Source organism: Sphingobacterium sp. G1-14 (assembly GCF_002196555.1).
Taxonomy (GTDB): Bacteria; Bacteroidota; Bacteroidia; order Sphingobacteriales; family Sphingobacteriaceae; genus Sphingobacterium; species Sphingobacterium siyangense.
The window spans coordinates 3,651,779-3,665,160 of sequence record NZ_CP021381.1; the positions used below are offsets into that span (position 1 = coordinate 3,651,779).

Genomic DNA, 13,382 nt, shown 5'->3' on the forward strand with positions numbered 1-13,382 from the left:
AAACAAACGTACCTAATTCTATTTTCGTAGAATCTTGATTATTAAGTGCGGTAAGATTAATTGAATCAACTGTATTAGTTTCAACATCGCATTTATTATGCAATAGTATAATAAATATTAACAAAAAATATCTATTTATCATTTTTCCTGAATATTAAAGATCGCGGTAAATTCTTATTCACTTTTTTGATTGTTTCATACATTAAATTAGGTATAATATTATAAAATATTGGTGTTCCAAAACTTCCTCCATATTTATAAATGTCTCGATCAAAGGGCTCAATTCCAAAGCTGTTTACAGTTCTATCAACAGCTTGACCACAATTAGCAACAGTATATCGTAATAGCTGGTCCAAAGTTAAATAAAAATGGATTTGTGACCTATCAGCGTAATATTCAAATGGTCAAAATTATCCGTATTGAATGGTAACCGGATGTCGAATCTGGATGGTCAATGGTATCGAAATCTCCAATATAATAAGCTGAACAAAAAAACAAAAATCACTACATTTGATTAAGATAGAATAAGAATGGAACATGGGTTAATTTTGGAGAATATTGCTAAGCACATAACATTAGACGATAATGAAGTTGCACAATTTCTTAAGTTATTAAAAAAAGCAAAAATACCGCGTAGAAGTATGATATTAACTCAGGGACAATTATGTAATTCCATTTATTTTGTTGATACTGGAGCATTACGGGCATTCTACCTTGATGTGTCCGGCAGAGAATCGACTATTATGTTTGCCATAAAAGACTGGTGGATAACAGATATGTACTGCTTTATAAATGCACTTCCCGCCATGCTTACCATTGACACTATTGAAGAAAGCGTCATCTATCAGCTGCAAAAAAATGATCTGGAAAAACTCTATTTAACAGTACCAAAATTTGAACGTTTTTTTAGGATCTTGATGCAAAATGCCTATATAAGGGAACAATTGCGTGTGATTCAAAATCTCTCGCTAACCGCCGAAGAACGCTTTGACATATTCCTGAACAAATATCCTGATGTTGCCAATAAAGTGAAGCAAAAACAAATTGCTTCCTATTTAGGAATCACACCTGAGTTTTTAAGTATGATCAAGCGAAAAAAGCGGAAGTCTTAAAGTAGTTTATTTTTTTTCAAGTTTGGACACCTTTAATTTGCAGTAATTAAAGAATGTAAATATGATGCTAATATTAATTGCGGGCCCTTATCGAGGTGGCACTAACGACGATCCGGTTTTAATGAAAAAGAACCTGGACAACCTTGAATCATTTGCTTTAGAAATCTTTAGAAAAGGGCATATACCGTTCATTGGTGAATGGATGGCACTTCCATTGATAAAATTAGCAGGATCAAAACATGTTGGAGATCAGCACTGGAATGAAATCCAATATCCCATAGCACATCGGATGCTCGAAAAATGCGATGCCGTATTGCGAATCAAAGGAGAATCAAAAGGAGCTGATCAAGATGTACGGTTAGCCCAGGAAAGAGGATTGAAAATTTATCATTCCGTAGAAGAAATTCCAGCATCGGAGCTTCTTTAACAAAATGTTTTACTAACAAAAAATATACTTTATGGAGTTAGAAATATATCAAGTCGATTCTTTTACAGAACAGGTTTTTCATGGTAATCCCGCATGCGTTGTTCCATTAAAAAACTGGTTACCCGACGAAACACTTTTAAAAATAGCTCGTGAAAATGCGGTTGCCGAAACTGCTTTTTTTATCGATAAAGGTGATTTTATACACCTGAGATGGTTTACGCCCGAGATTGAAATGGATCTATGCGGGCACGCAACCCTTGCAACAGCGCACTGTCTAGTTGCACACCTGAATTATCAAAAAAATAGAATTATTTTTGATACGCAGGTGGGACCGTTAAAAGTAAATGTAGAAGATGGTGTTTATTATATGGATTTTCCTTCCAGAATGCCAGAACCTACTGCCCTGCCCGATATCATTGAGAGATCATTAAATATCAAGCCAAAAGAGGTATTCAAATCTAGAGACTATGTACTACTGTATGAATCTGAGCAGGATATAACAAATATCAGAATTGACAGATCCATTTTTGACCTTATAAATCTTGATCCGGGAGGCGTAGTAGTAACAGCAGCAGGGACAGACAGCGATTTTGTTTCAAGATTTTTCACCCCACAGTCTTCCATTCTTGAAGATCCAGTTACTGGCTCAGCGCATTGTTCGCTTATACCATTCTGGGCAAAAAGATTAACAAAGGATAAGCTTTTAGCCCTGCAATTATCAGAAAGAGGTGGAAAGTTGTATTGTGAAAACAAGCCTGATCGCGTAATTATTGCTGGTAAGGCAAGAACATATTCTGTTGGACGCTTTTGGATTTAATTTCATTGTCAATAAAAACAGTTTAAAATCAATCTGAAGGCACATACACAAAGGCTGGCGGACAGCGCATTTTAAATTTATTAATTTTATAAGATGAAAGATAACATTATTGACAAAGTTGCTTTAATCTGTATAGTTGAAAAGAAAGTATTAACAGCTCTTTCCCATTCAAAATCAAAGCTATATCTGCCTGGTGGCAAGAGAGAAATTGGTGAAACAGATTTAGAATGCTTAAAAAGAGAAATTCATGAGGAACTTAATGTCCAAATCAAAGAAGATTCAGTGCAATATTTTGAAACTTTCGAGGCTCTTGCCGATGGTAAAACTGATGGTATATCAGTAAGGATGACATGTTATTTTGCTGATTATTCCGGAAATCCTGAACCGACAAATGAAATAGCATCATTGGAATGGATAACCTATCAGGATAGGGATCGAACATCAGCGGTTGTAAAGATCATATTGGATAAGTTAAATGCTTTGAAGCTTATACATTAATTTTAATATTATTAGATGGAACAATTACTATCAATCGGTGCTGAAGCATTAAGGAAAGCTGCATTAAATGAAGATGCAAAAGCTTATGTTTTAAATAACGAAGCACTCTACAAGCTAATGAAGAAAGCCGCTGACCGATACATTGGCGGTGAAAATCTTTCGGAAACTTTAATAAAAGTACAAGATTCAAATGATACCGGTTTTAAGTGTTCGATCGAGTATATGGGTGAAAGCACTCGATCTATTAAGGAAGCGGCAAAAGCGACGGATGAATTTTTGGATATCTGCAAAGCAATCGAGCAAAAAAATCTCAATTCCACGATTTCACTGGACCTTTCGCACATTGGACTAGAAGTCTCTGAAAGTCTTTGTTATGAGCACTTATCTAAAATATGTGAAACAGCAAAGGACAGGGAAGTTATTATTAGTGCTGAAGGAACAGACAGAACTGACCGCATTTTGAAACTCTATCAAAATGGTTCAAAGAAGTATGCCAACCTGTCCATTACCTTACAAGCCTACCTCCATCGGGCAACTGATGATTTTGAAGCAATGTGTAATGAAAGGGGACGTATCCGTATCGTAAAAGGAGCATTTGAAACTGCTAAAGGACTGTCCCTACCACGTGGACAGGAACTCAATGACCGCTATATTTATTTTGTCGAACAGCTACTTTCAAAAGGCCACCCCTGTTCCATCGCAACCCATCATCATGAAATACAACAGGAAGTAAAAAAACTTATAGATACGCTAAAACCAAATAAAGAACTCTACGAGTTTGAAAGTCTTTTCGGAATCCAAACCGATCAGTTGGCCCAATTGAAAGATGAAGGCTATCCAACAAAACTCTATTTCGTTTACGGTCAGGAATGGTACCTTTATCTCTGCAACCGATTAGCTGAATATCCATTAAATTTGTTCAGAGCATTGCAGGATATTGTCGAATCAAAATAGCAATTAGTAATAGAAAGTTCATCAAAACGATGAATTTTCTATTAACACAAAATTTATTTCATTAATTTAATTATTGCACAGCTCAAATTTTTCAAATGAAAAATGAGGATCAATTCGAATCGCTCACTTTCCCACAGGACATAAAAAAGAAGTTTAGAAGCTGCAGACAAAATCTTTCCAAACAGACAAAACCAACATTAATAAATAAAGCTAAAAGCGCAATAAGTTCATAAAAACTTGATCGAATAGTCATTTAACCTCCTTTACGCCATTGCGAAAATCTACATCCATTTCCTGAAAACATAAAAAGCAAGACCATTTTTGTTGTAAAGATGAGAATCTTCCATGCCCATGCTTTTATCATGCACGGTAATTTGAGCGTACATTACCCGATTTCGGCAAAAGATCTCTAGCGGTTTCATTCCACAATATTACTAATAATATTAGTAATATTGTATGCAGTAAAGATATTTAGGGTTTCCCATTTTTAATATGCAATTGGATGGATGAAGCCTCTCATAGCCCGAAAATAGCGTTACACAAATTGCCTGACATGTTACTTGAGCGTCTCTATGAGACGATTATACATTTCCTGCATCTTCTTCTCATAGCTCGTAGAACGACCACCAAAGAAATCTACATGGCTCGCTCCTTATAACTAAAGACAGTGGTGCGGATGACAACATAGGTAGCTATTGGAATGTTGGAATTGGTTGGGGTTGCTATCATAGCGTTCTATTGTTCAATCGGGCAAAGTCAATACCCAAGCAATCGGCCAAATGTTATATGAGAAAGTTATTTAACAAACATTCCGGAAAGCAACATACTTTCGTTAAAATTCAGGGTTACTGTATAAGGGGGCGTTTTGATTTCAATATAATTGGCAAAATCCACCGGATGATAAATTATTTTAAGCTTATCTAACAACTTAAGCACTTCTTCAAATTGTAAGCCTGGTTTTAAGTTATTTTCAAATGAGATGTTGACCTTTCTAAAGTCGTTGATGGCGTAACCATTGATAGTGTTTTCCTTTTGGTTCTCCGGATCACTTTTACTGACAGCAAAAAAAAGATTGAAATCATGATAAGTATTCTGATAATAGATCTCGTTGGTTTTTCCGGTAGTGCCATCAATTTCTGTCACTCGTTCAAAACGCTTATTTATAGGAGATTTCGTAAATTCTTCTTCCGTTGTTTTGCCAACAATCAAATTGTTTATATTCCAGTTCTTATCAATTTTCAGCGTGGGTTTGTCTCTAACATCTTCCGGTTTGGTCGCATTTTTTAGCAAGTCCGCCATATATTTTTCATTGTTGCATCCGCCAAAATCAATTAAACCATTCATGATATCCCAGTAACACGTTTTAGACAAGTTTGTGTTGTTCAAAATGATTAACCTATCGTAGTCTGGCGCGTATAAAATAAATTTATTTTGGGGCTTTAAATTCCAGTATAAACCATTGTCGGTATTTGGATTTTTTGTCCCTTTGCCATATTTTACCTCTAGTTTCTTTAAAATACTCGCCTTTAGCTGTTGCGTCTTGAGCTCAATTCTTACGCCATATATTTTATCATCAGCAGCGTATCGTTTTAAAGATTCTTCTAATTCACTTGCGGTTTTGGCTTGTTTGAGATCAATATGTCCACCGCCAAGACGTGTAATACTATCTGTTTTTAATGTTTCCGAATTGATTTGAAAAATAATCCGCTGCCCTGCTAAATCAATTCCATCGAAACTATACCTTTGTGATTTTTCAACCTCCAGCAACAGACTGAAGGGATACTCTACTGTCTCCACACCAATTAATAATCGATCATCATATTTACTGATTTGGTCAATCGGCTCATTTAAGTTCAAGTTTGCTAAATCTATTTTTTCTTGACCCCTACAAGAGATAACAAAGGGTAAAATAGCTAGTAATAATAATATCTTCATGATTCTTATTCTTTTTTAATAACAGGCAAAACACTACTTTTTACTGGATCTTTCCCACCTTAATCTCCGATCACCAAAAGGTTCTGTTTTCCCTTTTTTATAAATAACCCGTTTACGAATTGTTCCATCTTCTTTATAGTAAAACCATACACCTTCCTTAAGGTTGTTTAGATATGTGCCCCTCTCTGCCAGCTTCTTATGTCTATAAACTTTGGCCTCCCCATTTTTAAAACCATCTATAAATGGCTCGAAATTGGTTTGGAAACCATTAAATTTTATCGCATAATTCCCGTTTAAAGGCTCTCCCGTTTCCTTTAAACAGGTTTTATCAGTAGCATCATCGTATTCGGTTTGCTCAAGTTCAATATTGATCCATGTCTGTGCAAAACCATTACTGATTGGAATTAAAAAGAAAAATAAAAAAAAGATGCCGGCAAGCATCTTCCTTAAAGCAGATAGCTTTAAAATTAAAATCGATGGAATTAATATTACTTTATTCATTTGTCAGGATGCTAAAATGTTGATATTATTGTTTAAGATTTCAGCTTCATTTACCAAACAAATTTAGCTGTAAATTTTAGAGCTAAATGAACGGATTACGATTCGCTGGGTATAAATAACGATTCGTGGCCATTTGCTTTTTTCCCTTCCTCGATGGGACGTTGAATTCATTATGCTGCTGCCCAATCTTAAGTTTTTCTATTCAAAGAATGGCTTCGAATAAAAACGGCCACGAGCTGTATCACCCTATGATTTGTTTAATTAATACATGGTATTATTTCTTTTAAACTCTTTTTGAATTCAAGGCTTTGCTCCATTGTGTTTTATTGCATCTTGGACATGCCTTGGAATCATTCTCAAAACTAAATACGACATGGCCGCAATACATGCATGCGAATAGCCCTTCAGCACTGAATACATCAACCTTTTTGAAAGATGACGGGAATAATGGCAGCCCATACCTCACATCACTATCAGCATAAAATAAAACGCTTAGCGTTCCATCAACTTCTAGAATCCCTTCCTTAACCTGTCCCAAATGTTCGATATTCGTATCCTTCCACCCCAATGTTGATCAATTATTGTAAAAACAAAGTAATCATCAAACCATTAAAAACAACCAAATACCACTTTTTAGTGGTCGTTTTATTCATAATATTCGATCTTTCTTTTTATTAAAATTCCACCTTCAAATTCGTCTTTAGGATTTCTTTTAATAATCTGCTTTTGTTCAACCCAATTTTCATAATGATCATAAATATATGAATAGGTTGATGATTGTATGGTAGGGCTTTCTTCAGATCTGCTTTTTTCTTCTTCTATTTCGCCATGTGAATTGTATTTATAATTTTTTGTTTCTTTAAAATAAGAAGAATTTAGCTCGATTGGTTTATTTGAATTGTCATATCTGATATCAACAACCCCTGATATATTGCCATCAAAATTGTCAGTTTTTTCTTGAATCATATTTTTATTCCGATCATATATTTTAGTGACAATAGAAACTAACAAAAACTCTTTTTTTGTTTCGCGGCTAAGTGTTACCTATTCGTAATCTGGTAGTATAATTTCTTTCTCTCTATTCTTCTTATTGTCTTTTTTATCTCCTGAAAAAACGCGCATCAACCATTTTACAGGTTTGCTTCCAACAATGGCTATCAATTGATTTAGGAGTGCAACTCCGACTCTCGACTCCGGATATACTACACGAGGAATACCCGGAGGCAGCTTTTGACACTCTTGAACGTAGGGTTTCATTATTTTTTCGTAGTTACGGAAAGCCTCTTCATAATTACCTGCTCTATAAAGCTCTCCAGCAAGGATATAGGCTCCTGCCACGGCAAGGTCTGTACCTTTTCCTGCTATTGGTGTAGCACACCAAGCGGCATCACCTGTAATGACAACCCTTCCCCTAGTCCATTTATCAGTCTTGACTTGGCTGACCCTCTCAAAATAAAGATCTTCACTCTCTTTTATCTCATTAACTAATCGTTCAGATTCCCAGCCTGCACCTTGTATACGATCAATAAGCGCTCTTTTCTGATCTGCTTCACTTAGGTATTTATACGCGTTCTCTTTTGCCAGAAAAGTTACCGAAGCCCTTGTCTTTCCATAATTATCAGGCCTCAACATAAATACAATGCCCTTTGGCGCATTATACCAACGTGCCCACCGACTGTCGGTATTATTTCGAAGGATAGTAAGATAAGCGGTATATAAACCTAAATAGTTAAAACGAGGACTACCGCCAAAGGCAAGATCACGCGTTGCAGAACCGATACCTTCAGCTATAACCACAATATCAAAGACACCCTTCTTTCCACTTGCAAAATCCACCTTTACCTCATTTTCACTTTCTATCAAATCAATGATGTGATCACCAAAAATATATTCTACACGCTTCGCGGTGAGATCGTACAGTATCTTAACCAGATCGCCACGTAGGATCTCAAGTTCCTGAGTCATGCTCATTGAACTATCAGATGGAAATTCTGCTATTGTATGATTGTCGGAATTAACGAAACGTAGCCCAATCTCGGTGGTATTATGTGCGCGGATCTCTTCTAAAATACCCATCTTAAGCGCAATTTCTTTTGCTGGTCCTTTCACGTCTATATTCTGTCCACCCAGTCTCAAGGCTGCTGCACGCTCTATCACGGTAACCTCGAAGCCGTACCTATCCAGCCAGTAAGCCAATGTAGGACCGGCGATGCTAGCACCCGAAACTAATATTTTTTTGTCTTTCATAATTATAATTTTCAATTTTTTGATTAGACAAACAATCTAAAGATCAAAGTAGTTCAAAAATACACGCAAATTTTTCACACGGGTTCTATAAAAATCCGAAAAAGCAAGTAAAGCTTTTTTTGTGTAAAAACACACTATAAAGTCTCGGTACTTTATACCGGCATATGAAAGACTGAACACAAAAAATGCTGTAATCGAAACTGCAACAAGTACTGAAAGAATTTATAGCTAATGAACTAAGCGATATTTACTCCAAAAAGATGACCTATTAATGCAGTCACACCCATTGCTATGGTACCCCAAAAACAGATCCTGCCCACAGCAACGCCTATATTTGAGTCCCACGTGATCATCGGTCAATAAGCAATTTTCTTCAAGGTGGTAATTGAACTGCTTAGTGAAGGTGTCATACTGAATACTTCCTACATAAGCATTATTGAGATAAATATGCCAAAGGCTGTACTTCTTGGCCCGAACTTCCACTACCTGGCGTTTTCCATGATGATAAAACAACTCAGGAACATCCGTATCAAAGCGAAGTATAAGAGCGTCAATGCACGCTTCCTTGATGTCATCGGCGAGTAGACCGAATGCCAATTCCCACTCTCCCTGAGATTTCCTGAAAACATAAAAAGCAAGACCATTTTTGTTGTAAAGATGATAATCTTTCATGCCCATGCTTTTATCATGCACGGTAATTTGAGCGTACATTACCCGATTGCGGGAATCCGTAGCCAATCTATTTATTCAGTAACTTTAATGAGACAAACAAATTAAGCAATAAAAGCTCCTCTCGTTAACCACCAAAGGAGGCAATCTTAGCGAAATATGTTCATACGTATAAAGCTCACAAGATTGGACAGATTCCTATCCCGGTCTATCAAGGATAGAAACTGACTGAAAACACTATCCGCCACTTTTTTATACGAATTATCTTATCGTTTTGGACGTTTCCTCTGTTCCAACTTTGCTTAGAAGATATTGAAATTAGACCTGATATTTTAGCTGATACAATGGTGATTACTGTTTTTATAGCAGAAGAACTTCCAATGGATATAACTGCCAACGGAAATGAATGGCTTTTGCGAGAATATAAAAAATCAGACAAATTAATAATTAAAGAATTAAACAATCCTGATTCAGGACTAAAACCATTTCCCCTAAAACCTTCAAAAATAGAAGAAGATTATCCTGTGTGGGATGGAGGTGGTTTAACAAGTGAAATGGAAGATGAAATATTAAAACTTGAAAATTCGGGAGTAATTGAAGGTTATTATGATATAGCTGACAATCAATATGGACACAAACTTGGAGGTTACCCAAGCTTTTGTCAACCGGGTGTTTATTTTGGTAACGACTTTGAATTTGTATTTCAAATTGCATCCGACGACAAAGCAAATTTGAATATAGTTGATAGCGGAACGATGTATTTTGCTAAAAATGCGAAAACAGAAGAATGGAATTTCTACTGTGACTTTTATTAAAAAAACAGCAGATAACATCCATTTGGCAAAATCTAGTAACTTTATAAAAGCCCGCAATATTTTATTTTCGCAGCATTGACCTTCAAGATATCGAATTCTTTGGAACAGGAAATAGAAAGTGTGATTACTTCCGCTTTGTGCCACTTTCCCTTTAGAAAAGAGCAAATAAGCGCAAAATAATCTTAAAAGGTAATTTCCGTCTACAAAATCTTTCTTAAAAAGATTTGGAAAACAATAAATACAGAAGAACCACACCGAAATAACCAATTTAAAATAAGAAATTAAAATTCGGTCAATTTTCCCTAATTTGACAAAAAAAACGCATATGCCAAATATCTACATTATCTCTGGGTGCAATGGAGCCGGAAAAACAACCGCTAGTTACACTGTGTTACCTGAGATATTAGATTGCAGAGAGTTTGTAAATGCCGACAATATAGCAGCAGGTATTTCTCCTTTCAATCCACAGAGCGTAGCTGTATCAGCTGGTCGAATTATGTTAGAGCGTATCACGGAGTTAATGAAGACTAGAGCTGATTTTGCATTTGAAACAACGCTTTCGACTCGAAGCTATAAAAATTTAGTAATCGAAGCTCAAAAAATAGGCTATTCAGTAACTGTACTCTATTTTTGGCTCGACTCCCCTGCACTAGCCATACAACGTGTAAAGAAAAGAGTAGAAAACGGAGGACACAATATTCCATCTGATGTGATAGAAAGACGTTATCATCGTGGTTTAGAAAATTTGTTTAACATTTATATTCCAATATGTGATCGCTGGTTGGTTTTTGATAACATGGATTTAATCCCCGAAATTATTGCTCAGGGTGATAAATTTGGAGAATTCGTTTCAAATAGCGAAATTTGGTCAACACTAAAATCGAAATACTATAATGAACGATAAGGTAAATATTGAAAATATTAATCTTGCTGAACGAATTCGTTTAGGAGTGCAAAAGGCTTTACGAAAACTAGCCGAAGAAAGTGCTGCAAAGGGTGAGAGTTTGGTGGTAAAAGTTGATGGTAAAATTCAAGAAGTACCTGCAAAGGAACTACTTATAAATTTACCAAAATAGTTTCTTCTGTAAACTATTTAACTAGGCCCCCGGCTATACGCCAAAAAATCTTTAATTCCTTAACGCGTATATTTATTACCTGGAGTTTCTCTTCTGTCTCTTGATTAAAATAGCCTTACCACTGCATATAAATCTCTGATATATCATACCGAGTGGTTTCATGCTTCACTGCTTTTAGATAGACCATCTATTCCTTGGCAAAAATTTCAGTCGGACTTTGACTTCGCCTGCATGTACCCCGAAATCTAAAGCGCTATTCCGTCCCTGTGGTAAATCGATAAAGTTTTCAATGCACCACCATGCTTCGTAATTTGGGGTAACTTTTGACCACACACGTCACATTCGAACTTTCTATCCTTTTTCATCGAATATCGTCCTTTATCCACTTTAATTCCCCACGTTGTATCAGGGCTATATACTTTTGCACGTGATCATAAGTCAATAAGCAATTGTATTCAAGGCTTTCTCAACTTCAAAAAATCTCTATTCCTTGTCAATATCTAGTGGTATCTCCATAAAAATTCCGATAGCTTCAGATTCCTCATTTAATGGCGCATCCACTAAATTATAACAAGTGACTTGGCAAAACAGCTCCACTTTCGTATCTTCGATACAGCTACGACAAGTCGCCGCGCCAATTACCTACAAGCATAACACGACACATCAAGAAAACACAATTGCATTTATGACACCGACAGAAAAACTGACATCCATTTTGACAGAACAATATATTTCAGAAGATGGCGACGAATATAAAGTAGAACTAAAAGAAGGTTTGACCAACCAACAGATTGACGAATTAGCCAAACGACTGCCGACAGGACAAATTCCGCCAGAGAAACAAATGATTATCCGATCAGAGTCTACGACCATGAATATGATGGTGATCTCGACGGACTGAGCGAAATTATCTTTTCGTCATTCAACAAGATGTTGGCATGCTTAACCCATTTTTTAAACGAAACTAATACAAGAAAAAATTTTGAAGTGATCGCTGACTTTTATACTATCGACCCAAACGGTGCTGGGTCTACGGGTCAATCATATTGGGAAAGCTGGATAGCAATGGGCCGGGCGAACTTTGAAGAATTTGGATATTAAAGTCAGAACACCGGAAATGAACCGGTATAAATCATATGAAGGAAACTCTTTTGGTATTGGATTTGGACGAAACATTGCTGTACGCTACAAAAGATAAGCTGGGACAGCGGGAAGACTTTGTTGTAGGGCCTTATTATGTATATGTTCGTCCAAATTTAGACTATTTTTTATCAGAAATGGCTGGAGATTTTAAACTTGCAATTTGGAGCTCTGCGGATGATGCTTACGTGCATGAGCTCGTTGATAAAATAAAACCAGACGCTGTCGATTTTGAATTTATCTGGGGAAGATCTCGCACAACAAAAAAACGGATCAGTGTGACTGATGAATATTATTACGTAAAAAGGTTATCCAAAGTAAAACGCAAAGGCTTCTTATTGGAAAGAACGCTTATAATAGACGACACCGCTGAAAAATCAATGCTGAACTATGGCAATGCAATCCAAATAGCTGAATTTACAGGGAACGCCAACGATGATGAGTTACTCCTATTGGCTTCTTACCTAAAACAATTAAAGAATGTACGGAATGTCAGACAAATCGACAAAAGATATTGGAGGAATCAAGATTTTCCGACATAGATGATTATAATAACGATCGGGGTTCATGAAGTAAAATCTAAAAACAGGAAAATGCAAATTATTAGAATAACCACGACTTCACTCTGCTGCATTTTGGCGGGCTTTATTTCTTCAGTTTTCATAAAATGGGATTGGTCATTTATCCTTATTCCGACATTAATATCATTAGCCGTATCATTAAGCAATTTTGATAGGATCAGTTTTCCCAAGAAATTGATAGGCATACTCCTACATTGGTTTTTGAGTATTGTTATCTTTATCATCACGATTGGCATCACTGTATTTATTCTTTCTCCGATGGGAATGCATGCGATGTATATTGGTTCGGCTTTAGCTGCCATACTATTTGCATTTATTACAAATATAAACTTGACTTTTCCAAAGTTCTGGCTGTCAATGGTGGTTATATTCGTATTGTCTTTACCAGTATGGCCGATAGCAGATTATATGCACGCCCATCCAACATTTAAATTAGCTGCGCTAAATGGGCGTGAAAATATCATCACGATATGGTGCTCACTTGTTGGATTTGGAGTTGCATTGGGTATACATTATAAGAGGTACAATTCCGATGACAACTCATGACTGCGATAAATTGATTCATTTTAGAAAAAGTCATGATATATGGTACAATTTTGTTACGCTAGAG

The 13,382-nt window shown here is 36.1% G+C and carries 16 protein-coding genes; 11 read left to right on the forward strand and 5 right to left on the reverse strand.

The genetic code is table 11. The annotated features are described in order from the left end of the window. The first annotated feature begins 548 nt into the window (after window positions 1–548). The 5 genes from CBM24_RS15615 to CBM24_RS15635 all read left to right on the forward strand — a co-directional run bounded on the left by CBM24_RS15615 (window position 549) and on the right by CBM24_RS15635 (window position 3,808). Window positions 549–1,112 carry a Crp/Fnr family transcriptional regulator gene (locus tag CBM24_RS15615; protein ID WP_232475546.1) on the forward strand — a complete coding sequence of 188 codons (564 nt, stop codon included), beginning with the start codon at window positions 549–551 and terminating at the stop codon, window positions 1,110–1,112. 61 nt (window positions 1,113–1,173) lie between these two features. Beyond that, a complete protein-coding gene (locus CBM24_RS15620) occupies window positions 1,174–1,539 on the forward strand; it encodes a DUF4406 domain-containing protein (protein ID WP_232475547.1) in 366 nt (121 codons plus the stop codon). A 31-nt stretch (window positions 1,540–1,570) separates the two neighbouring features. Further along, window positions 1,571–2,356 (forward strand): PhzF family phenazine biosynthesis protein, encoded by a 786-nt coding sequence (locus tag CBM24_RS15625; RefSeq protein WP_075993046.1) that lies wholly within the window; start codon window positions 1,571–1,573, stop codon window positions 2,354–2,356. A gap of 93 nt (window positions 2,357–2,449) precedes the next feature. After that, on the forward strand, window positions 2,450–2,854 hold the full coding sequence (locus CBM24_RS15630; protein ID WP_075993047.1) for an NUDIX hydrolase: 405 nt from the start codon (window positions 2,450–2,452) through the stop codon (window positions 2,852–2,854). 15 nt (window positions 2,855–2,869) lie between these two features. After that, on the forward strand, window positions 2,870–3,808 hold the full coding sequence (locus tag CBM24_RS15635; protein ID WP_088161884.1) for a proline dehydrogenase family protein: 939 nt from the start codon (window positions 2,870–2,872) through the stop codon (window positions 3,806–3,808). A 795-nt stretch (window positions 3,809–4,603) separates the two neighbouring features. Here CBM24_RS15635 and CBM24_RS15640 read toward each other — a convergent pair. From CBM24_RS15640 to CBM24_RS27580, 5 genes are all read right to left on the reverse strand, one after another. Further along, window positions 4,604–5,743 (reverse strand): hypothetical protein, encoded by a 1,140-nt coding sequence (locus CBM24_RS15640; RefSeq protein ID WP_088161885.1) that lies wholly within the window; start codon window positions 5,741–5,743, stop codon window positions 4,604–4,606. Window positions 5,744–5,776: 33 nt separating this feature from the next. Further along, window positions 5,777–6,244 carry a hypothetical protein gene (locus CBM24_RS15645; protein WP_088161886.1) on the reverse strand — a complete coding sequence of 156 codons (468 nt, stop codon included), beginning with the start codon at window positions 6,242–6,244 and terminating at the stop codon, window positions 5,777–5,779. A 645-nt stretch (window positions 6,245–6,889) separates the two neighbouring features. Then, the gene (locus tag CBM24_RS15655; RefSeq protein ID WP_075993053.1) at window positions 6,890–7,210 is read right to left on the reverse strand and encodes a hypothetical protein; all 321 of its coding nucleotides are present in this window, start codon (window positions 7,208–7,210) and stop codon (window positions 6,890–6,892) included. 78 nt (window positions 7,211–7,288) lie between these two features. Continuing rightward, window positions 7,289–8,491 (reverse strand): FAD-dependent monooxygenase, encoded by a 1,203-nt coding sequence (locus CBM24_RS15660; protein ID WP_088161887.1) that lies wholly within the window; start codon window positions 8,489–8,491, stop codon window positions 7,289–7,291. Window positions 8,492–8,719: 228 nt separating this feature from the next. Then, window positions 8,720–9,163 carry a hypothetical protein gene (locus tag CBM24_RS27580; RefSeq protein ID WP_198385921.1) on the reverse strand — a complete coding sequence of 148 codons (444 nt, stop codon included), beginning with the start codon at window positions 9,161–9,163 and terminating at the stop codon, window positions 8,720–8,722. A 341-nt stretch (window positions 9,164–9,504) separates the two neighbouring features. Between CBM24_RS27580 and CBM24_RS15670 the strand changes: the two genes are divergently transcribed. The 6 genes from CBM24_RS15670 (at window position 9,505) to CBM24_RS27340 (ending at window position 13,318) form a co-directional block, all read left to right on the forward strand. Then, window positions 9,505–9,975 carry a DUF1963 domain-containing protein gene (locus CBM24_RS15670; RefSeq protein ID WP_075993056.1) on the forward strand — a complete coding sequence of 157 codons (471 nt, stop codon included), beginning with the start codon at window positions 9,505–9,507 and terminating at the stop codon, window positions 9,973–9,975. A 325-nt stretch (window positions 9,976–10,300) separates the two neighbouring features. Then, window positions 10,301–10,879 carry a zeta toxin family protein gene (locus CBM24_RS15675; protein ID WP_075993057.1) on the forward strand — a complete coding sequence of 193 codons (579 nt, stop codon included), beginning with the start codon at window positions 10,301–10,303 and terminating at the stop codon, window positions 10,877–10,879. Next, window positions 10,869–11,051, forward strand: coding sequence for a hypothetical protein (locus CBM24_RS15680; RefSeq protein ID WP_088161889.1), 183 nt, complete (start codon window positions 10,869–10,871; stop codon window positions 11,049–11,051). The genes CBM24_RS15675 and CBM24_RS15680 overlap by 11 nt, the downstream gene beginning before the upstream one ends. Before the next feature lie 574 nt (window positions 11,052–11,625). Continuing rightward, window positions 11,626–11,952 carry a hypothetical protein gene (locus tag CBM24_RS15685; RefSeq protein WP_157698482.1) on the forward strand — a complete coding sequence of 109 codons (327 nt, stop codon included), beginning with the start codon at window positions 11,626–11,628 and terminating at the stop codon, window positions 11,950–11,952. Window positions 11,953–12,187: 235 nt separating this feature from the next. After that, window positions 12,188–12,733 carry an HAD family hydrolase gene (locus tag CBM24_RS15690; RefSeq protein WP_088161891.1) on the forward strand — a complete coding sequence of 182 codons (546 nt, stop codon included), beginning with the start codon at window positions 12,188–12,190 and terminating at the stop codon, window positions 12,731–12,733. A gap of 51 nt (window positions 12,734–12,784) precedes the next feature. Further along, window positions 12,785–13,318 carry a hypothetical protein gene (locus CBM24_RS27340; RefSeq protein ID WP_157698483.1) on the forward strand — a complete coding sequence of 178 codons (534 nt, stop codon included), beginning with the start codon at window positions 12,785–12,787 and terminating at the stop codon, window positions 13,316–13,318. Window positions 13,319–13,382 lie beyond the last annotated feature (64 nt).